This is a genomic window from Curtobacterium sp. MCLR17_054 (assembly GCF_003234335.2).
Lineage (GTDB): Bacteria > Actinomycetota > Actinomycetes > Actinomycetales > Microbacteriaceae > Curtobacterium > Curtobacterium flaccumfaciens.
In genome coordinates this window covers 146,715-165,607 of sequence record NZ_CP126263.1, presented here as the reverse complement: position 1 = coordinate 165,607, position 18,893 = coordinate 146,715, and the positions used below count along the sequence as shown (strand labels likewise).

The window sequence follows — 18,893 nt, the reverse complement described above, 5'->3', positions numbered from 1 at the left end:
CTCCTGTCGGGGGTGCTCGGTAGCGTCCCCGGCATGAGCACGATCTACTCCGTCGCGTCCTCGCTGGACGGCTTCGTCGCTGCGCCCGACGACGACCTCGACTGGCTGCTGCAGTTCGGGTTCGAGCCGTTCCAGGAGCACCACGACCGGTTCTACGCGGGCGTCGGCGCGATCGCGATGGGGTCGACGACGTACGAGTGGCTGCTCGACCACGACGACACGTGGGCGTACCCGGACCTGGCGACGTGGGTGTTCACGACCCGTGACCTGCCGGTGCCGGATGGCGCCGACGTGCGCTTCGTCTCGGGCGAGGTCGGCGACCACCAGGCCGACCTCGAGCGCGTGGCCGACGGCCGCGACGTCTGGGTCGTCGGCGGCGGACTGCTCGCGGCGCAGTACCAGCAGGCGGGCATCCTCGACGAGCTGCGGGTCACCGTGATGCCGGTCGCGCTCGGCGGCGGAGCGCCCCTGCTGCCGGTCGCCGCACCGACCCCGGTGTTCGAGCTCGTCGGCACCACGCAGTTCGACGGCGGGGCGGTCGAGCTCCACTACCGTTCCGCAGCAACCGCGGCGTAGCGTCCGGAGCATGAGCGACAACGAGCAGACCGAGCCCGTCATGGACGGTGCCACCGATGCCACGAACCACGAGAAGCTGCAGGGCCTGATCGAGCAGGTCGACCACGACCACGCCGGTGAGGGTGCCGGCGCGATGGCCGACCACCTGCGCGACCGCATGGACGAGACCGGCGTCGAGGACGAAGAAGCGGGTGACGCCGAGGACTGATCCTCGGGTCACTTCGTGAGCAGAAGAGGTCGGGTTCCCACACGGGACCCGACCTCTTCTGCTCACCAAGCGGAACGTACGAAGCAGAACGCGCGAAGCGCCTAGACGCGCAACTCGGAGAAGTCGCTGTCGACGTCGCCGAACCGGTGCGCGGTGATCGACACCGACTGCTCGCGCAGGTACGGCAGCATCTCGATCACGCCGGCCTCGACCACGGGGTCGTCGTGGATCGCGACGTCGATGCTCGCACCCAGGGCTTCCTCGAGGGCGAGCGGGTCACCGCCGAGCAACCGGATCCGGGCACCGGGACCACCGAACGCCGTGTGGGCCGGGCGGTCCTGCCCCTGTGACAGCACGGCCTCGAGCGCGTCGACGGGCTGGTCGTCCTGGTCGGTGGACCAGTCCGCCTGGAACACGGCCCCCGACGACGCGCGGGCGTGGAACTCCTGATCGGACTCCACCAGGTGGTCGACGACGTCGAGCGGCGACCGGTTCCCCGCCAGCAGCTGCGTGAGCGGGCCGGGTAGCGGGCGAGCTGTGCTGAGCAGGACGTGCGCACGTGCCGAGGTCGCGGCGACGAGCGTCCGGACGAGGTCCACGGTCGAGGCGTCCTCGGCCTGGCGCACGATGACGGACTGGGGGCGGTGGCGCAGCACGTTCCGCTGCACCACGAGCCCGGACAGGTCCCGCGACCGGAAGAGGGTCTCTCGTGCATGCACGTCGCTCAGGGCCCCGGCGCGGACGCGGTCGAACTCCTCGAAGGACAGCCCGCTGCGTGCGGCCTCGATCACCGCGGTGACGCGCGGGGGCAGGCCGTGCAGCTGGATGCTCTTGTGCACGGTCCGGGGCGTGGGCAGCCAGCGGCCGAGCGTCGCGACGTACATGGGCCCGCCGGCCTTGGTGCCGGTGCCGACCGAGGAGCCCTTCCAGCCGCCGAACGGCTGGCGTCCCACGACGGCACCGGTGATGCCGCGGTTGACGGAGAGGTTGCCGGCGCGGACGCGAGCCAGCCACTCGGACACCTCGTCGACGTCGAGCGAGTGGATGCCCGCCGTCAGCCCGAAGTCGGTGCCGTTCTGGATGGCGATGGCCTGCTCGAGGGTCTCGGCGCGCATGATGCCGAGCACCGGGCCGGAGTACTCGGTCTGGTGGAAGTCACTGCCGGGGCGGACGCCGTCACGGATCCCCGGCGACCAGAGCCGGCCGGAGTCGTCGACCGCCTCGGGCTGCACGAGCCAGGACTCCCCCGGCCCGAGCTCGGTGAGGCCCTGGCGGAGCCGGCCCTGCGGTTCGGCGATGAGCGGGCCGACCTGCGCCGTGGGGTCGTCGGGCCACGCGACCCGGAGCGTGCGGGTGGCGTCGACGAGCTGCCGCTGGAGGCGCTCGCTCTCACCCACCGACCCGACCAGGATCACGAGGGACGCCGCCGAGCACTGCTGTCCGGCGTGCCCGAAGGCGGACTGCACGATGTCCTGCACCGCCAGGTCGAGGTCGGCGCTCGGCGTGACGACGATGGCGTTCTTGCCGCTCGTCCCGGCGGTGAGCGGCAGCCCCGCACGCCACCAGCGGAACGAGCGGGCGGTGTCGGACGAGCCGGTCAGGATGATGCGGTCGACCGTGGGGTGGCCGATGAGGTCGCGGCCGAGTTCGTCCTCGGCCAGGTCGACGAGCTGCAGCAGCGAGTGCGGCACCCCGGCGTCCCAGAGCACGTCGGCGAGCACGGCGCCGGAGCGCTTGGCCTCGGGCGCGGGCTTGAGCACGACACCGCTGCCCGCGGCGAGCGCCGCCAGCACCCCACCGGCGGGGATCGCGACGGGGGAGCTCCACGGCGGCACGACAACGGTCAGCCGCGGCGGCACGTACTGCGCGCCCTCGATGTCACCGAGGCGGCGGGCGCTCTCGGCGTAGTAGTGGGCGGAGTCGACGGCCTCGGTCACCTCGGCGTCGGCCTCGGCGAAGGTCGTGCCCGTCTCGGCGGCCATCACCTCGATCAGGTCGGCACGGCGGGTCTCGAGTTCGTGCCCGATGAGGTCGAGGAGCTCGGCACGGTCGGACGGGTCCTGCCGCCCCCAGTTCACGCCGGCCTGGGCGGTGCGCGCCATGATCCGCTCGAGCTTGGAGCGGTCGGCGACCTTCGCACCGCGGATCGTCTGCGCGCCGAGCTGCGAGCGCGGCACCCGGCGCAGGACGTCGAGCGCCCAGGCGCGGTTCGCGGCGATGGACGGGTCGGTGTCGGGGGCGTTGCGGAACGCGTCGCGCAGGACGGGTTCGCCGAGGGCACGGTGGCGGTCCTGCGTGCGGTGGGTGGCGGGGACGGGCTCGTCGAGTGCGGCGACGGACGCCAGGAACCGGCTGTGCTCCCGCTCGAAGACGCTGGCGTCGTGGTCGATGTCGGCTGCGGCGGCGATGAAGTTCTCGGGGCTCGCGCTCTCCTGCAGGCGACGGGCCAGGTACGCGATGGCCGAGTCGAACTCGTCCGGCTGCACGACGGGTGTGTAGAGCAGGATCTGCCCGACGTCGGCCCGGACGGCCTGGGCGTGGGTGGACGCCATGCCGAGCAGCATCTCGACGTCGACGGCGTCGGTGACCCCGCGGCGTTGCGCGAGCACCCACGCGGTGGCGAGGTCGAACAGGTTGTGCCCGGCGACCCCGATCCGCACGGCGTCGGTGCGTTCCGGTGTCAGTGCGGCGTCGAGCAGCCGGAGGTAGGCGGTGTCGGTCTCGCGCTTGCTGCCCCAGGCGGCGAGGGGCCACCCGTGCAGGATCGCGTCGACGTGCTCCATGGCGAGGTTCGCGCCCTTGACGAGCCGCACCGTGATCGGGGCGCCGCCGCGCGCCCGGCGTTCCTGCGCCCACGCGGTCAGCGCGTCGAGTGCTCCCGCGGCGTCGGGCAGGTAGGCCTGCAGCACGATGCCGGCCGGCAGGTCGGCGAACTCGTCACGGTCGAGCAGCGCCCGGAACACGGCGAGGGTGACGTCGAGGTCGCGGTACTCCTCGATGTCGAGGTTGATGAACTTGGCGGGGCGCCCGGAGGCTGTCGGTGCCGCGGCCAGGCGGTAGAGCGGGACGAGCCGGTCGACGACGCGCTCGACGGTCTGGTCGAAGGCCCACGGCGAGGTCTGCGGCACGACGGCGCTCACCTTGATCGACACGTGGTCGACGTCGTCGCGGGCGAGCAGGTCCATGGTGCCCTGCAGGCGTCGGTCGCTCTCGGCGCTGCCGAGGACGGCTTCGCCGAGCAGGTTCACGTTCAGTCGCGTCCCCGGACCGCGGACCTTGGCGAGGGCCGGTCCGAGCTTGCTCGTGCTCGCGTCGATGACCAGGTGCCCGGTCATCCGGCGCAGGATCCGGCGCGCGGTCGGGATCACGGCCCAGGGCGCCATGGTGGCGAACCCGCCGCCGAGCGTCACCGCCCCGCGCAGGTACCAGGCGAGGAAGTCGGGGACGTCACGGCTCAGCTGCTCGAGGTTGCGTGCCGCCACCCGGGGGTCTTCGGGGCGGATGACCTTGTCCACGAACCCACGGGTGAAGTCGAGGCCCTGCTCGTCGCGCAGGACCTCGGCCAGACGGACCGCTCCCGGGTCGGGCTTCACCCCGGCGGACGCCGCCAGCCACCGGCGCACGAGCGCGACGGCGTCATCGGTGGTGTCCTGGAGGCGAGCGCTCGGCATCCCCCGATCGTATGCCGCACGTCCGACGCGACCTCGGAGCACGCCGTACGTCGGCCAGGAGTCATCCGAGCGGATGAAAGGGGTCGCTGGGCGGACCGACCGTCCGCCCGGTGGATACGCTGGTCGGCATGTCGACGGAGGGCAACGGTGGCCACGACTGGGCCACCTGGGACGCGTACCACGACGCCTGGCGACGACTCGACCGGGCGCTCGACCGGGCCGTCCAGGCGGGCGCCGGCATCTCCGTCCCCGAGTTCGAGATCCTGATCGGCCTGCACCGGGACCCCGACCACCGTCTGCGCGTCCGGGACATCGCGGCGGGGATCGGCTGGGAGAAGTCGCGCGTCAGCCACCAGGTCACTCGGATGGTCTCCCGCGGCCTGGTCGAGCGGGCGGACTGCCCGAGCGACGCCCGTGGCAGCTGGGTGGTGATGACCGCGGAGGGCCGTCGCGCGGTGCTCGCCGGCATCCGCGCGCACACCGGTGCGCTCGAGGACCTGTTCTGGAGGCCCGTGGGGACCGACGCCGAGACGCTGCGGTCCGTCAGTGCACGCGTCCAGGACGCCATCGGCCCCGACGACGCCTCGGACGATGCCGACGTCGGCTAGAGCGTGACGACGGCGAGCGCGCCGCGCTCACCGCGCAGCCGGACCTGCACGCTCTTGATCTCGTCCCGCGGGATGTCCGTCGACGCCGACAGTCCGCGCGCATCGGCGCCGGCAGCCGTCCACGAGCCCACGGTCTGCGTCGTGCCGTCGGTCCGGACGACGACCAGGTCGTAGAGGATCGACCCGTCCGGCGACCACTCCTTGCCGCCGTACGAGCACCCCCAGTCGAAGCGGGTGCCCCACTGCTCGCCGCTGATGGCGAGCTGGACGTCGAGTCCCTGCACGCCGGTCATGTCGTAGCGGTCGGCGGTGGCAGCCGCCGTCGGAGCGGCACCGGCCTGCACCGTGGTGCGCTCACCCGCGGCACCGACCGCGAGCCCGCCCAGGACGGCGGCGACCACCGCGAGCCCCGCGGTTGCGGCGACCCAGACCCGGCGACGGCGGCGACGGTGTCGGACGCGGTGCGCGACGGAGGCGAGGTCGCTCTCGGAACGGGTGTCGGGCCTCCCGTCCGGCTCTGCGATCTCGATCGCCTGGTCGGCCGGCAACTTGCCGAGCAGCCCCGGCAGACCGACCAGCTCCGCGACCGCGGCCGCACAGCGGTCGCACGTCTCGAGGTGCCGTTCGTACTCCAGCCGCTCACCGGCCGGGAGCGACCCGAGGACGTACGCCGCATCCCACTCCGCGTACTTGTCGTCGCTCATCGGGTCACTCCTCGTTCCTGCAGTGCGAGCCGCAGGGCTCGCAGCCCGTAGTGCAGCCGCGACTTGGCGGTGCCCTCCGGGATGTCGTGTCGTCGCGCGATCTCCGGCACCGTGTGCCCGAGCCAGTACGCGTCCACCACCACGCGACGGTGGTCCGGGCTCAGCGACGCGAGTGCGTCGGCGACCACGATCCGGTCCAGCACGGCGTCCGTGCTGTCCGACTCGATCCGTTCGACCTGGTGCTCGGTGCCGTGCTCACGGCGGTTGCGGGCCGACCGTGCGTCGTCGACCACCAGGTTGCGCGCCACCGTGAAGAGCCACGCCCGTGCGCTGTCGGGTGCCCGTTCGAGCACGGCCGGGCGCTGCCAGGCGCGGACCATCGCCTCCTGCACGACGTCCTCGACCGTCGAGCCGTCCCGCGTGAGGTGCCGGACGTACCGCGTGAGCGCGTCACCGTGCTCGCGGTACAGCGTCGCGAGCAGCTCGTCCGCGGAACGACTCGTCACGGTCACTTCCCGAGGTCGAGGGAGAACTCGACGGAGCCCTTCCCGTCCACGGTGACGAAGCCGAGCGAGGGGGCCTTCACGCCGTAGTCGGCGAAGGTGATCGGCACGGTGCCGGCGACCTGGACGGTCCCGCCCTTGCCGACCGCGACCTGGGCGTCGGCCGTGACCGGCTTCTCGACGCCGTGCAGGTCCATCGTGCCGGTCAGGGTGACGTCCTGCGTGGAGCCGTCGAGCGCCTTCGTGACGTCGACGGGCTTCGTCAGCTCGAACGTCGCCGTCGGGTACTTGTCGGTCTGCAGCGCGGTGGAGCGGAAGTACTCGTCGCGGGCGGCTTCCGGGGTGCTGATCTTGCCGACCTGCACGGTGACGGACGCCTTGGTGAGGGACCCACCGTCGACGACGGCGGTGCCCTTGACGTCCTTCGTGCGACCGACCACGTTCACATCATTCCCCTGCAGGACCTCGTGCACCCGGTACCCGGCGTACGAGCTGCTCTTGCTGGTCCAGGTGCCGTCGGCGTCCTTCGCGTCGAGGGTGCCGGACGAGGACGCCGACAGCGAGGGTGCTGCGGCGGCCTGGCCGTTGACGGTGTTCGCGTAGATGACCGGGCCGGCGATGACGGCTGCTGCCGCCACGACGACGACGCCGGCGGAGATCCCGATGATGACCTTGGTTCGTTTGCGGAGTGCCATACCCAGACGACGAGGCAGCCGGGCGGATCGTTCAAACGGGTTTCAGTCGGAGGTGCGGGCGCGGTCCTGGTCGGCGCGGTCCTGGTCGGATCGGTCGTCGTCCGCCGCTGTGTCGTCCGCGGTGACGGCGTCGGCGGGGGTCTCCCCGCGCATCCGGACGAGGCTCGCCAGCGTCGACACGGCCATCGCGGCGACGATCACCAGCAGGGACACCCACGTGTTGATCTCCGGCGCCCACTCGATGTGGTGGCCGCCGTTCAGGAACGGCAGCTCGTTGTCGTGCAGCGCGTGCAGCACGAGCTTCACGCCGATGAAGGCCAGGATCACGGCGATGCCGTACTTCAGGTAGACCAGACGCTCGAGCAGGCCGCCCAGCAGGAAGTAGAGCTGGCGCAGACCCATCAGCGCGAAGACGTTCGCGGTGAACACGATGAAGGGGCTCTCGGTGATGCCGAAGATCGCCGGGATCGAGTCGAGCGCGAACAGCAGGTCGGTGGTGCCGATCGCGATGAGCACGATGAGCAGCGGCGTGAAGTGCCGAACACCGTCGTGGTGGGTGCGGAACTTCATGCCGTCGTACGTGTCGGTGAGACGGACCCGGCGGCGGAGCAGCCGGACGATGAAGGTGTCCTTCTGGTCGTCCTCGTCCTCGCCGCGGAGCTGCTGGATCGCCGTCCAGATCAGCCAGGCGCCGAAGATGTAGAAGATCCACGAGAAGTTCTCGATGAGCTGCGCGCCGACCAGGATGAAGATCCCGCGGAGCACGAGCGCGATGATGATGCCGAGCAGCAGCACCTCCTGCTGGATCTTCTTCGGCACCGAGAAGCGCGCCATGATGATCACGAACACGAACAGGTTGTCGATGCTCAGGCTGTACTCGGTCAGCCAGCCCGCCAGGAACTGCCCGGCGGAGTCGCCGCCGGCGAAGACCAGCATGAGCACCGCGAAGACCAGTGCGAGCCCGACGTAGATGCCCACCCAGATGCCGGATTCGCGCAGCGTCGGCACGTGCGGGCGACGCGCGACGATGAGCAGGTCGGCGAGCAGGATCGCGACCAGGGCGATCATCGAGCCGACTTCGAACACGACGGGGAGCTCGGGCATGCGGAGCCTTCCTTGCTGGTGGTGGGGCGGGCAGCTTCGTGAGCGACCCGCACCAGTCTCCGGCATGATCCGGGCGGTGGCGAACCCCGGGGCTGCGTGCGGCGGACAGAGCCGTGCTGTCAGCGCGCTGACGTCACCGCGCCCGCGACGGCCCGTGCGACCTCGGTGGCGGGCACGTCGGTCGCGTCGATGACCTCGGCCTCGGCGTGCAGCCAGCCGCGAGCCGCCTCGGCGTAGGCGTCGACGTACGCGAACCGGAACGTCGACGGCCCCACGATCGGGTCGTTCTGGATCCGGTCGCGGAGCGTCGACTCGTCGACGTGCAGCACGAAGTGCCGGACCGGGACGCCGTGGTCCGCGAGCCCCGCTGCGATCTCACGCCAGTACGCCTCGACCAGGACCGTCATCGGCATGATGAGCGGCCCGCCCACGTAGTCGTGCACCCGGCGAGCGGTCTCGACCACGAGCGGCCGCCACGGGTCCCAGTGCTGGAAGTTGTCGCTCTCCGGCAGCCCCGGCGTCACGTCCATCAGCACCTCGCCGACCTTCTCGGCATCGAGGATCCGCGAGCCGGGCAGCAGCGGCTGGAGCAGTCGGCTCGTCGTGGTCTTGCCCGCCCCGTGTGTTCCGTTCAACCAGACGATCACACCAGGACCCTAGCCGCCGACCACCCCGAGGGGCGGTCGGCGGCTGGGGTCGGCCGGGCAGTCAGCGGTTCGGCCGGTCGGTCGGCCTGTCAGCGACCGCTGAGGTCGTACGGGGCCACCGTCGAGTCGACCGTCGTCAGGTACCCACCCCCGGCGAGCGCCGTGGGCAGCGTGATGGTGCGGAGCACGGAGGGCTTCGCACCGGCGGTGTCGATCTGGGTGATCTTCCCCTCGTCGCCCCGTGTCACGAACACGCTGCGGCCGTCCTCGGTCGCCGCGGTGAACCGCACCGACGCCCCGGTGGCCGGCTGTCCGGCGACGGGCCCCTTGCGGAGCGGCGTGAGCGCGACCGAGGTCGTCGGGCCGGAGTAGACACCGTCGGCCTGCTTCCGCACCAGGACGAGCGAGTCCCCGGTGCCCGACGTCAGCGCGACGGCGGCGAACCGGGCGGTGACGGCGACCCGGGTGAAGGACCCGGTGCCGAGCTCGACGCTGCTGATCCCGCTGGACGCCGTCGACGAGGTGGTCAGGTACGCGGGGACGGCGTTCCACGGGGTACCGGCAGCCGTGCTGCCGGCCTGGGTGCCGACCACGGTCGTCCCGTCCGGCGCCATGCGGGGGCGGTAGCTCTGCACGCTCGGCTTCGGGTACGCGACGGACCGGGAGCCCGTGAAGCCGGTCCGTGTCACCCGGACGGTCTGCACGCCGGCGGCCAGGTCGGAACCGATCACGGTCCCGGTGGCGTTCACGATCGGGCCGTGGGGATACGCGCCGAGGGGCGTGGTCGCGACGGGGCGCGGGTGCGTCGCACCGCGCATGATCGCGGAGACGGAGTAGGCGTCGAGGCGTCCGCCCGCGGTGACGACCAGGCGCAGGGGGCTGCCGACCAGGAACGTCTCGACCTCTTCGGTGCCGCGCTTGCCCGTCGTGGCGAGCTGCACCGCCGAGGTGTCGATCCGGGCGGTGCGCTCCGTCTTCCGCCGCAGGTCGATGACCGTGACCCGCTGTCGCTCGGAGCCGTCGAAGTCGGAGCCGACCGCCAGGTGCCGGCGTGCGGTGTCGGTCGACAGCCAGCCGGCACGCTCCCAGCGCTTGTCGGCGTTGGGGATCGCGTAGTGCTGGGCGATGTGCGCCGTGCCGCGGGGGCCGATGGCGAGGACGTCGAGCTGCGGCTTCGACTCGTCCATGAACGCGATCTGCCCGTGGCCGAGCTGCACGGAGCCCGCGTGGGTGCCGAACTCGATCCCGCTCAGGGTGGCGGTCCGCCGACCGGTCACGGCGTCGTTGACGTACACGCGCTTCGCCGTCGGGTCAGCCGTGACGAGCCAGCTGTGGTGGGCGGTCCGCGTCACGGCGGGTGCAGCCGACGCGGGGACGGCGATCGCGGTGGCGACGAGGGGGACGAGCCCCGCGAGGACGAGGGCGGGAAGGAGACGTGGAGGTCGAGCGGACATGGGGCTCCTGGGGTGCAGTGTCGGATGACGGTCGTCTAGACGATAACCGTTCTCATCTAGACGAGACGCTCCAGAACTGTACGAAGACGCTCAGCATCCCGACGAAGGGGATGGCACCCACGGCCACCGACAGGGCAGCGAAGCAGATCGCCGGCGTCCTGGCCTCGAGTCCGCGGAGCCGCACCGCCGCGACGAGCGCGCCGACCGCGAACGGGAACGTCACGAGGACGGCGTACATCGGCCACGACAACGGCGCCCACGACTCCGCGCTCTCCCCCTCGGCCCCGACGGAGACGATCGAGCCGGCGACGACGAGCACGATCTCGACGACCGGGGGCAGGGCGATCGCCACGTCACGCACCACCCGTCGCCGCTGCCGCCCCATGCGCCGACCCTAGTGATCTGCGATGTGCGCGCTTCCCCGCCTTCCACCAACCGGCCGTGCCAGGGTCGAGCCGTGCACAACTCCACGACAGTCGTCATCGCCGGATGCGGCGACCTCGGGACCGAAGCCGGCCTGCGCTTCGCCGACCAGGGCCACCGCGTGATCGGACTCCGCCGCCGTGCCGAGCTGGTCCCCGCACCGATCACCGGCCGGAGCGTCGACCTGCGCCACGAGGTCCCCGATGTCCCCGCCGACACGAGCGTCGTCGTCGTGGCCTTCGCAGCCGGCAGCCGCGACGTCGACGAGTACCGCGCCACCTACGTCGACGGACTGCGCAACGTGCTCGACGGCATCGACGCCTCGGAGGCCGACCCACGGGTGCTCGTCGTGTCCTCGACCGCCGTGTACGACGTCTCGGACGGCAGCGAAGTCACCGAGGAGACTCCGGCGCGCGGTGCGACCCCGACCGCCGAGGTCCTGGTCGAGGCGGAGGTCCTGCTGCGCGAGCGCGCTCCCGGCGCCGTGCTGGTCCGGCTGTCGGGCGTCTACGGCCCCGGCCGCGAGCGACTGATCGAACAGGTCCGGTCCGGTGCCGCACGGCTGGCACCGGGGACCTCACCGCACACCAACCGCATCCACCGCGACGACGCCGCCGCCGCACTCGTGCACCTGGCGGCGCTGCCGGACCCGGCACCGCTCTACCTGGGGACGGACGACGAGCCGAGCCGGCTGGACGACGTGCTGCGGTTCCTGGCCGACGAACTCGACGTCGCCGAGCCGTCGACGGGTGACGGTGACGCGCGGCAGGCCGGCGGCGACAAGCGCCTGTCGAACGCGCTCCTCCGGTCGACGGGATGGACACCCCAGTACCCGACGTTCCGCGAGGGGTACCGCGCCGTGCTGGCGGGCGCGGGCACACGCCACCCCTGACGCCCCGCGAGACACCGGTGTTCGCACTCCGAACACCCACGTGCCGGTGTGCAATGCGCGAACACCGGTGTTTTGCGGACCCACACACCCGCCCGACAGACGCGCTCAGTGGCCGCGGTGGTCCTGGATCGTGATCCGCGGCCCGAACGACGGCTTCCGGAACCCGGAGCCACCGATCAACCGCACGACCCGCTCCCGGTGCCCGCGCCAGGGTTCGAGCAGCTCGAGCATCCCGTCGTCGTCGACCGGGGCACCGGTGAGCGCCCACCCGACGAGCGCCGGTACGTGGAAGTCCCCCACGCTCGGCGAGTCCGGGTCGCCGTGGGAGCGTTGGGCGGTCTCGGCGGCGGTCCACCGCCCCACCCCGGGGATCGACTGCAGCTTCGTGGAGACGACCTCGCCACCGCGCCCGTGCGCCAGGGTCCGTTCGAGTGCCGGCGCGAGCTTCACGGCGCGCATCACGGTGGCCGAGCGCCCCGGTTCGATGCCAGCCCGGTGCCACTCCCAGCTCGGGATCCGCGCCCACGTCCGAGCGTCCGGCGGCACCATCATGCCCGCGGGTGCCGGACCGGGCGCCGGGGTGCCGTGCCGACGGAGCAGGTACCGCCACGCGCCCCACGCCTGCCGCGAGGTCACCTTCTGCTCCATGATCGCCGGGACGAGCATCGCGACCACGGTGTTCGTGCGGAGCAGCCGGAGCCCGGGCTGCCGGTGTCGTGCCGCGGCGAGGAACTCGTTGCCGGAGACGTCGAACGACGACCAGTCGTCGCCGCGTCCGAGCAGATCGGGGGCGTGCTCGACCGCCCACGACGCACCGCTCCCCCACGCCGACACCGCGATGGTGTCGCCGGCCCGCCGGATCGCCACGGAAGCGGGACCGGATGGAGTGCGCAGCGCGAGCCACACGACGCCGCCGACCACCTGGAAGGCCGGGTCGCCGGAGCCGCGCTGCAGGGGCCGCAGGGTCGACGCGACGTCCACCGCGCCTCCAGGCCGGTACACCGTGTCGACGCGAGACGCGTCACCGGACGCACCAGCGGCGTCGACGGCGGCGGAAGCGAGCAGGGACACACGGGGATGGTAATGCGGAACCACCGTCAGTCATGATGGGCACTGATCCCCACCACCCGACGACGGAGTTCCCATGCGCATCGGCATCCTCACCTCCGGAGGCGACTGCCCCGGCCTGAACGCGGTCATCCGCGCGATCGTCCTGAAGGGCATCGCCATCTACGGACACGACTTCGTCGGCTTCCGCGACGGGTGGCGCGGGGTGGTCGACGGCGACATCGTCCCGCTCGGCCGCAAGGACATCCAGGGCATCGCGAAGCAGGGCGGCACGATCCTCGGCACCAGCCGCACGAACCCGTTCGAAGGCCCCAACGGCGGGTTCGAGAACATCTCCGCGACCCTGCAGCGGCACGGCATCGACGCGATCGTCGCGATCGGCGGCGAGGGCACCCTGGCCGCCGCGAAGCGCCTGACCGACGCCGGCCTGCAGATCGTGGGCGTGCCGAAGACGGTCGACAACGACCTGGGCGCGACCGACTACACGTTCGGCTTCGACACCGCCGTCGCCATCGCGACCGAGGCGATGGACCGCCTGCGCACCACCGGTGAGTCGCACTCGCGCTGCATGGTCGCCGAGGTGATGGGCCGGCACGTGGGCTGGATCGCGCTGCACTCCGGCATGGCCGCGGGCGCGCACGCGATCCTCATCCCCGAGCAGAAGACGAGCATGGAACAGATCGCGAAGTGGGTGCGGGCCGCCTACGACCGCGGTCGCGCGCCGCTCGTGGTCGTGGCCGAGGGCTTCGTCCCCGACCACGAGGACACGGCGCACACGGAGCGCGGGCTCGACGCCTTCGGGCGCCCGCGGCTGGGTGGCATCGGCGAGCGCCTCGCGCCGCTCATCGAGGAGATGACGGGCATCGAGACGCGTGCCACGACCCTGGGGCACATCCAGCGCGGTGGCACGCCGACCGCGTACGACCGGGTGCTGTCGACCCGGCTCGGGCTGGCGGCGATCGACTCGGTCGTCGAGGAGCGCTGGGGCCGGATGGTGGCGCTGCGGGGCACCGAGATCGAGCACGTCTCGTTCGAGGAGGCGCTCGGGGAGCTCAAGACCGTGCCGCAGGCGCGCTTCGACGAGGCCGCCATCATGTTCGGCTGAGTGGGGCGGGGCTGGGGCTGGACTGGGCTGTTTCGGGCGTACCTGGTCGAATCGGGCGTACCTCGTCGGATGTTCTGCCCCGGTACGCCCGAATCCACCAGGCATCGCGCGCGTTCTGGGAAAGAACGGGCATGCCGAGGCGCCCGCCGAGTCTGCGCCGGGTCAGATCGGGCGTACCTGGTCGAATCGGGCATACCTCGTCGGTTCTTCGGACCCGGTACGCCCGAATCCACCAGGCATCGCGCGCGTTCTGGGAAAGAACGGGCAGCCCGACGGACCCGCGGGCTCTGCGCCCGGCCAGATCGGGCGTACCTCGTCGAATCGGGCGTACCTGGTCGGTTGTTCTGCCCCGGTACGCCCGAATCCACCAGGCATCGCACGCGTTCTGGGAAAGAACGGGCAGCCCGACGGGTCCGCCGACTCTGCGCCCGGTCGAATCGGGCGTACCTGGTCAGATCGGGCATACCTGGTCGGTTGTTCTGACCCAGTACGCCCGAATCCACCAGGCATCGCGCGCGTTCTGGGAAAGAACGGACCGAAGGCCGGGAGGCCCGGGGTAGCGTCCGGCGCATGACCCACGCCGTCCTCGTGTCCAGTGCAGCCCCGCCCACCGTCACCGACGTCGACCTGCCGGATCCGGCCGAGGGCGAGGCCCTCGTCGACGTCACGTACTCGAGCGTCAACTACAAGGACGGCCTGGCCCTCGCGCGGAACCCCGGTGTCGCCCGGCTCGACCCACTGGTGCCGGGGATCGACGTCGTCGGCACGGTGTCGGGGCTCGGACCGGGCGTGCACGAGGTCGCGATCGGTGACCGGGTGGTGCTGAACGGCGCCGGCCTGGGTGAGACCCGGCACGGGGGCTGGGCAACGCAGGCCGTGGTGCCGTCGGGGTCGCTCGTCGTGCTGCCCGAGGCGATCGACGACTCGTTCGCGGCGGCCATCGGCACCGCGGGGTTCACGGCCATGCTCAGTGTGCTGGCGCTCGAGCGCTTCGTCGCGCCGGACGACGGGCCGGTGCTGGTGACCGGGGCATCCGGCGGGGTCGGCACCGTGGCGATCGCGCTCCTCGCGGCCCGCGGGTACCGGGTCACGGCGTCGACCGGTCGCGCGGCCAACACGGACTCGCTCCGCCGGCTCGGGGCCACCGAGGTGGTCGACCGCGGCACCCTGTCCGAGCCGGGCAAGCCGATGCAGCGTGCCACCTGGGCCGGAGCGGTGGACAGCGTCGGCGGGGCCACGCTGGCGAACGTCCTCGCATCGACCCGGTGGGGTGGTGCCGTGACGGCGTGCGGGCTGGCGCAGGACTCCGCACTGCCGACGACCGTGCTGCCGTTCATCCTGCGGTCGGTGTCGCTGCTCGGGATCAACTCCGTCGACGCCCCGCTCGAGCTCCGTCGTCGGGCGTGGGACCGACTGGCGACCGACCTCGACGCGGCGCTCCTGGCGGACGTCACCCGCACGGTGACGCCCGAGCAGGCCATCGCGGTGGGGGCCGAGGTCGTCGCGGGACGGGTGCACGGACGAACGGTCGTCGCCGTCACGGGCTGATCCGGCGTGCTTTCCGGGCGATTCATTTAGCAAACGTTTGCATATTGGCACGCTAGGATTTCGAGTGTCGATTTCGTCCTCGAGGAGATGACATGCCGGTCCCCAAGTCCACCGTGGAGAGCTCTCCCCGGAAGCTCCTGCGCGACGTCGTGTACGACAAGATGCTCGCGGCCCTCCGCGACGGCACACTGCAGCACGGCGAGCGCCTGAACGACGACGAGCTGGTCCAGTGGCTGGGTGTGAGTCGCACCCCGATCCGCGAGGCGATCGCGAAGCTCGTCGACATCGGCCTGGTCGAGATGGAGGCGAACCGGTACACCCGCGTCGCCACCCCGACCTTCGAGGACTGGGTCACCGCGACCCGCGCGACCGCCGGGTTCTTCGAGCTCAGCCTGCGCTGGGGTGTCCCCGAGTACAGCGACGAGGACGTCGAAGCCCTCACCGTTCTGCTCGACAAGGCCGACCGCATGCGCAAGGTGCGGGACTACGGCTTCAGCGGCGCCCTCAACGAGATCATCGAGTTCGCGGTCGAGCACTCCGGCAACCCCCTGGTGCAGAACGCCGCGGTCGGTGCCATGGAGCGGGTCCGCTTCACGCTCAACCCCACGCCGGCGTTCGAGCAGTACGGGTCCGAGGCGTTCTTCTCGATCCTGCGCGAAGCACTCACCGAGCGCGACGGCGAAGGCGCTGCCGAGGCCGGCCGCGCCCTCACTCGCAACTTCGAACAGCACATCGAGGCGGTCCGCGCCGACCGCGGCTGACCCGTGGTCGCCGGCGAGTGGGGTGACCCGTGGGCGTCGGTGAACGACGACGCCTACGCCGCCCTGCTCGCCCACGTCCGATCCGGTCCAGGGGACACCGTCGTGGTCGATGTCGACCACCTCGCAGCCACACAGGGGGCACCCCGGGCGCGACTGCGCGCGGCTGCAGCCCGACTGCATGACCTCGGACTGTTCACGCTCCGCAGCGACGGGTCCTGGGAGTACGACGGACTCTCCGACCAGGACATCGCGGACGGGTACGACCTCTGGGTCGCCCTGCTCGGTCCGGCGATGCGGGCGACGGTGCCGGTGCTGTCGGACGACCTCGTGCGGCGTCTGGACACCGCCGTCGCCCTCACACGGTCGCTCGCGGCGCTCCGGCAACCCGAGTACCGCGCGGCGTTCGCGACCACGGCCCAGTTCTGGTTCGAGCACTGCCCGAACGGCCTCGTCCGATCGTTGGGCGTCCAGGCGTTCGAACGGCTCCGGTGGGCGAGGTTCCCGAACCAACCCTGGACCGTCCCGCAGCTCGACGCCTGGCTGGCCGCGGTCGAACGTGTCGCCGAAGACCGCGGGCCCGACGCCGTGGACACGGCCGTCGACGAGCTGTCCGCACTCTTCGAGGTGCAACGCCGCAACGCCGGGATCCCGCGGCCCTCCGGCCTCGCCGTGTCCACCTCCCGGCACCGTCGGTCGACGACGGAGCGGTCGCTCCTGCGGGACATCCGCACCGGTGCACTCCCCGTCGGCTCGACGCACGCGTTCCCGAGCCTGGTCGCGCGGACCGGCTCGCCTCCGGCCGAGGTCACCGACGCCTTGAGGAGCCTCGCCGACCTCGCCCTGGTCGAGGACGACCACGGGCTGGTGCGGATCGCCGAGCCGTCGCTCACCGCCTGGCGGGACGCGATGGAGCTGCTCGCGGGACTGTTCACGGCAGCTGCTCGCCGACTGCTCCCGGCGCTCGACGGTGACGCGCTCGAGGAGTTCCACGACCTCGTCGAGCGTGCCCGCACCGACGGTGAGGTCCGTGATCACCGCTACACGGACAGCGCCTTCGCCGTGAGCCGGTTCTTCGCCGAGCACTCGGGCAACCGGTGGGAACGAGGCGCCCTTCGCCTCGCGATCGGCCGGCTCGTGTACGCGCTGCCCGAGGCCCCCGCGTTCCGGCAGTGGGACGCCGGAGCGCTCTGGTCCGCCCTCGACGCAGCTGCGGGCAGCGGCGAACCAGTGGCCGCCCGGACGGCCGCCGAGCTCTTCGTCGACGTCGCACGGGCGCACGTGGACGACGTCACGGCCCGGTGGGGCACGATGGGGTCATGACCGACCCGCGCGACGACGTCCTGATCCACGCCACCGGGGTCCGCGTCACGCGCTCCGGCCGCGACCTGCTGCACGACGTCGACCTGATCGTCCGGCGCGGGGAGCACTGGGCGCTGCTCGGACCGAACGGCGCCGGCAAGTCCACGCTGCTGGCCGTCCTCGGCGCGACCGGACACCCCACCGCCGGCACGGTCGAGGTCCTCGGCCGCCGGCTCGGACGCGTCGACGTCCGCGAACTCCGGGAGCACATCGGCCACGTCGACCCCCGGCACCGGATGCTCTCGCCGCTCACGGTGCTCGAGACGGTGCTCACCGGACTGACCGGCACGACGGACCTCATGATGCGGTGGGACCCCTCGGCCGAGCAGGTCGCGCTGGCCGAGCAGCACATCGCCGACGTCGGGCTCACCGCACGACGCGACGCCCGCTGGCCGGTGCTGTCGCAGGGTGAGCGGGGACGTGCCCTCATCGCCCGTGCCCTGATGTCCGAACCCCAGCTGCTCCTGCTCGACGAACCGGCGACCGGGCTCGACGTCGCCGCACGGGAGCACCTGCTCGAGACCGTCGACGCGCTGCGGCACCGGCACCCCGAGCTGGGCAGCGTCATGGTGACCCACCACCTGGAGGACCTGCCGGCCTCGACATCGCACGCGATGCTGCTCCGCGACGGTGCCGTCGTGGCCCAGGGCACCTCGGACGAGGTCATCACGTCGTCGGCGGTGTCGCACGCGTTCGACTTCCCGCTCGCGATCCTGCGGTCGGAAGGGCGCTGGGCGGCACGCCGATCCGCCTGACGCGTGCTTGAATGGCCGTTCAGTGTCCGCGGCCCGTGTCGGGGAGGGACCCGGCACCGCACCACGGTGTCACGCCGCGGACCGTCACCAGGGGGAACCATGACGAACACGCCGCCGCCCTACCCGGGGTCCGAGCCGCAGCCGAACGACGGGCAGCCGAACGCGGGCCAGCCGAACGGCCAGCAGTACCCGCAGCAGCCCGCCGGCCAGCCCCAGCAGCAGCCCGCAGGCCAGCAGTACCCGCAGCAGCCCGCCGGCCAGCCCTACACGCAGCAGCAGCCCGCCGGCCAGCCGTACGCCCAGGCCGCTCCCGCCGGAGCCGCTCCCTACGCTCCCCCGCCCAAGTCGTCGTCGTCCCGCGGCAAGCGCGTCCTGATCTCGGTGCTCGGCGTCGTCGTCGCTGTGGTGGTGGCCTTCCTCGTCCGCCAGGGCCTCAACGCGGCCTTCAGCGACTCCACGGAAGAGAAGGTCTCGAAGGCCGTCGAGCAGATCCGCGAGCAGAGCGACCTGCCGAAGCAGGTCGACTCCGTCACGACGTGGACCGGGATCGAGGCCGAGGGCGCCGCGATCCACTACGACTACACGGTGTCGTCGAACGTCGATCCGGCCTCGATCACCGAGGGGGCCATCCGCGACGCCGTCGGGCCGAACCTCTGCTCGAACAGCGAGACGAAGAAGCTCCTCGACGAGGACGTCGACATGCGGTACACGTACAAGTTCGAGGGCTCGTCGAAGACCGTCGACACGACCTTCACGAAGGCCGACTGCTCCTGAGCCCCGACGCCCGTCACGCGGGCGCGGCGGCAGCAGCC

Annotated in this window: 19 protein-coding genes; 10 read left to right on the top strand and 9 right to left on the bottom strand. The window is 71.9% G+C overall.

Going from position 1 to position 18,893, the window contains the following annotated elements; all coding sequences use genetic code 11:
- Window positions 1–33 precede the first annotated feature (33 nt).
- Window positions 34–576: a dihydrofolate reductase family protein gene (locus tag DEJ08_RS00775; RefSeq protein WP_111055228.1), complete on the top strand. Its 543-nt coding sequence runs from the start codon at window positions 34–36 to the stop codon at window positions 574–576.
- 10 nt (window positions 577–586) lie between these two features.
- Complete coding sequence (locus DEJ08_RS00770) at window positions 587–784, top strand: hypothetical protein (protein WP_071404495.1); 198 nt, start codon at window positions 587–589, stop codon at window positions 782–784.
- 101 nt (window positions 785–885) lie between these two features.
- Here the strand turns inward: DEJ08_RS00770 and DEJ08_RS00765 are convergent, their stop codons facing one another.
- Window positions 886–4,455: a proline dehydrogenase family protein gene (locus DEJ08_RS00765; RefSeq protein WP_111055229.1), complete on the bottom strand. Its 3,570-nt coding sequence runs from the start codon at window positions 4,453–4,455 to the stop codon at window positions 886–888.
- Window positions 4,456–4,583: 128 nt separating this feature from the next.
- On the opposite strand from DEJ08_RS00765, the gene DEJ08_RS00760 reads away from it, so the two are divergent.
- Complete coding sequence (locus DEJ08_RS00760) at window positions 4,584–5,063, top strand: MarR family winged helix-turn-helix transcriptional regulator (RefSeq protein WP_111055230.1); 480 nt, start codon at window positions 4,584–4,586, stop codon at window positions 5,061–5,063.
- Here the strand turns inward: DEJ08_RS00760 and DEJ08_RS00755 are convergent.
- The 7 genes from DEJ08_RS00755 to DEJ08_RS00725 all read right to left on the bottom strand — a co-directional run bounded on the left by DEJ08_RS00755 (window position 5,060) and on the right by DEJ08_RS00725 (window position 10,555).
- Entirely contained in the window at window positions 5,060–5,767 is a 708-nt protein-coding gene (locus tag DEJ08_RS00755) for an anti-sigma factor (protein WP_071404492.1), read from the bottom strand. The two genes, DEJ08_RS00760 and DEJ08_RS00755, sit on opposite strands and share 4 nt — an antisense overlap.
- Complete coding sequence (locus DEJ08_RS00750; protein ID WP_111055231.1) at window positions 5,764–6,279, bottom strand: sigma-70 family RNA polymerase sigma factor; 516 nt, start codon at window positions 6,277–6,279, stop codon at window positions 5,764–5,766. Before DEJ08_RS00750 ends, DEJ08_RS00755 begins: the two co-directional genes overlap by 4 nt.
- A complete protein-coding gene (locus DEJ08_RS00745) occupies window positions 6,276–6,965 on the bottom strand; it encodes a YceI family protein (RefSeq protein WP_071404490.1) in 690 nt (229 codons plus the stop codon). Before DEJ08_RS00745 ends, DEJ08_RS00750 begins: the two co-directional genes overlap by 4 nt.
- A gap of 42 nt (window positions 6,966–7,007) precedes the next feature.
- Window positions 7,008–8,069: a TerC family protein gene (locus tag DEJ08_RS00740; RefSeq protein ID WP_110863587.1), complete on the bottom strand. Its 1,062-nt coding sequence runs from the start codon at window positions 8,067–8,069 to the stop codon at window positions 7,008–7,010.
- Window positions 8,070–8,188: 119 nt separating this feature from the next.
- Window positions 8,189–8,716, bottom strand: coding sequence for an ATP-binding protein (locus DEJ08_RS00735; RefSeq protein WP_111055232.1), 528 nt, complete (start codon window positions 8,714–8,716; stop codon window positions 8,189–8,191).
- A gap of 89 nt (window positions 8,717–8,805) precedes the next feature.
- Window positions 8,806–10,170: a hypothetical protein gene (locus DEJ08_RS00730; protein WP_111055233.1), complete on the bottom strand. Its 1,365-nt coding sequence runs from the start codon at window positions 10,168–10,170 to the stop codon at window positions 8,806–8,808.
- Between the two features lie 52 nt (window positions 10,171–10,222).
- Entirely contained in the window at window positions 10,223–10,555 is a 333-nt protein-coding gene (locus DEJ08_RS00725; protein ID WP_111111165.1) for a hypothetical protein, read from the bottom strand.
- A gap of 72 nt (window positions 10,556–10,627) precedes the next feature.
- Here DEJ08_RS00725 and DEJ08_RS00720 point away from each other — a divergent pair, with 72 nt between their 5' ends.
- Window positions 10,628–11,485 (top strand): NAD-dependent epimerase/dehydratase family protein, encoded by an 858-nt coding sequence (locus tag DEJ08_RS00720; protein WP_111055235.1) that lies wholly within the window; start codon window positions 10,628–10,630, stop codon window positions 11,483–11,485.
- A 105-nt stretch (window positions 11,486–11,590) separates the two neighbouring features.
- Here DEJ08_RS00720 and DEJ08_RS00715 read toward each other — a convergent pair whose 3' ends face one another.
- Window positions 11,591–12,556 carry a DNA-3-methyladenine glycosylase family protein gene (locus DEJ08_RS00715; protein WP_111055236.1) on the bottom strand — a complete coding sequence of 322 codons (966 nt, stop codon included), beginning with the start codon at window positions 12,554–12,556 and terminating at the stop codon, window positions 11,591–11,593.
- Between the two features lie 73 nt (window positions 12,557–12,629).
- On the opposite strand from DEJ08_RS00715, the gene DEJ08_RS00710 reads away from it, so the two are divergent.
- The 6 genes from DEJ08_RS00710 to DEJ08_RS00685 all read left to right on the top strand — a co-directional run bounded on the left by DEJ08_RS00710 (window position 12,630) and on the right by DEJ08_RS00685 (window position 18,855).
- Window positions 12,630–13,658, top strand: a complete 1,029-nt coding sequence (locus tag DEJ08_RS00710) for a 6-phosphofructokinase (protein WP_071404484.1) — start codon at window positions 12,630–12,632, stop codon at window positions 13,656–13,658.
- A gap of 570 nt (window positions 13,659–14,228) precedes the next feature.
- Window positions 14,229–15,206, top strand: coding sequence for an MDR family oxidoreductase (locus DEJ08_RS00705; protein WP_111055237.1), 978 nt, complete (start codon window positions 14,229–14,231; stop codon window positions 15,204–15,206).
- A 92-nt stretch (window positions 15,207–15,298) separates the two neighbouring features.
- Window positions 15,299–15,967 (top strand): GntR family transcriptional regulator, encoded by a 669-nt coding sequence (locus DEJ08_RS00700; RefSeq protein ID WP_111028750.1) that lies wholly within the window; start codon window positions 15,299–15,301, stop codon window positions 15,965–15,967.
- 3 nt (window positions 15,968–15,970) lie between these two features.
- Complete coding sequence (locus DEJ08_RS00695) at window positions 15,971–17,287, top strand: hypothetical protein (protein WP_111055238.1); 1,317 nt, start codon at window positions 15,971–15,973, stop codon at window positions 17,285–17,287.
- A complete protein-coding gene (locus DEJ08_RS00690; RefSeq protein WP_111055239.1) occupies window positions 17,284–18,081 on the top strand; it encodes an ABC transporter ATP-binding protein in 798 nt (265 codons plus the stop codon). The genes DEJ08_RS00695 and DEJ08_RS00690 overlap by 4 nt, the downstream gene beginning before the upstream one ends.
- 99 nt (window positions 18,082–18,180) lie before the next feature.
- On the top strand, window positions 18,181–18,855 hold the full coding sequence (locus DEJ08_RS00685) for a hypothetical protein (protein WP_111055240.1): 675 nt from the start codon (window positions 18,181–18,183) through the stop codon (window positions 18,853–18,855).
- The last annotated feature ends 38 nt before the right edge of the window (window positions 18,856–18,893 follow it).

Bases quoted from the DNA above. Each gene is read 5' to 3' on its own strand.
- DEJ08_RS00725 (WP_111111165.1), bottom strand. From the start codon at position 10,555: ATGGGGCGGCAGCGGCGACGGGTGGTGCGTGACGTGGCGATCGCCCTG.
- DEJ08_RS00770 (WP_071404495.1), top strand. From the start codon at position 587: ATGAGCGACAACGAGCAGACCGAGCCCGTCATGGACGGTGCCACCGAT.
- DEJ08_RS00690 (WP_111055239.1), top strand. From the start codon at position 17,284: ATGACCGACCCGCGCGACGACGTCCTGATCCACGCCACCGGGGTCCGC.
- DEJ08_RS00700 (WP_111028750.1), top strand. From the start codon at position 15,299: ATGCCGGTCCCCAAGTCCACCGTGGAGAGCTCTCCCCGGAAGCTCCTG.
- DEJ08_RS00730 (WP_111055233.1), bottom strand. From the start codon at position 10,170: ATGTCCGCTCGACCTCCACGTCTCCTTCCCGCCCTCGTCCTCGCGGGG.
- DEJ08_RS00755 (WP_071404492.1), bottom strand. From the start codon at position 5,767: ATGAGCGACGACAAGTACGCGGAGTGGGATGCGGCGTACGTCCTCGGG.
- DEJ08_RS00710 (WP_071404484.1), top strand. From the start codon at position 12,630: ATGCGCATCGGCATCCTCACCTCCGGAGGCGACTGCCCCGGCCTGAAC.
- DEJ08_RS00740 (WP_110863587.1), bottom strand. From the start codon at position 8,069: ATGCCCGAGCTCCCCGTCGTGTTCGAAGTCGGCTCGATGATCGCCCTG.
- DEJ08_RS00745 (WP_071404490.1), bottom strand. From the start codon at position 6,965: ATGGCACTCCGCAAACGAACCAAGGTCATCATCGGGATCTCCGCCGGC.
- DEJ08_RS00765 (WP_111055229.1), bottom strand. From the start codon at position 4,455: ATGCCGAGCGCTCGCCTCCAGGACACCACCGATGACGCCGTCGCGCTC.
- DEJ08_RS00705 (WP_111055237.1), top strand. From the start codon at position 14,229: ATGACCCACGCCGTCCTCGTGTCCAGTGCAGCCCCGCCCACCGTCACC.
- DEJ08_RS00685 (WP_111055240.1), top strand. From the start codon at position 18,181: ATGACGAACACGCCGCCGCCCTACCCGGGGTCCGAGCCGCAGCCGAAC.
- DEJ08_RS00775 (WP_111055228.1), top strand. From the start codon at position 34: ATGAGCACGATCTACTCCGTCGCGTCCTCGCTGGACGGCTTCGTCGCT.
- DEJ08_RS00760 (WP_111055230.1), top strand. From the start codon at position 4,584: ATGTCGACGGAGGGCAACGGTGGCCACGACTGGGCCACCTGGGACGCG.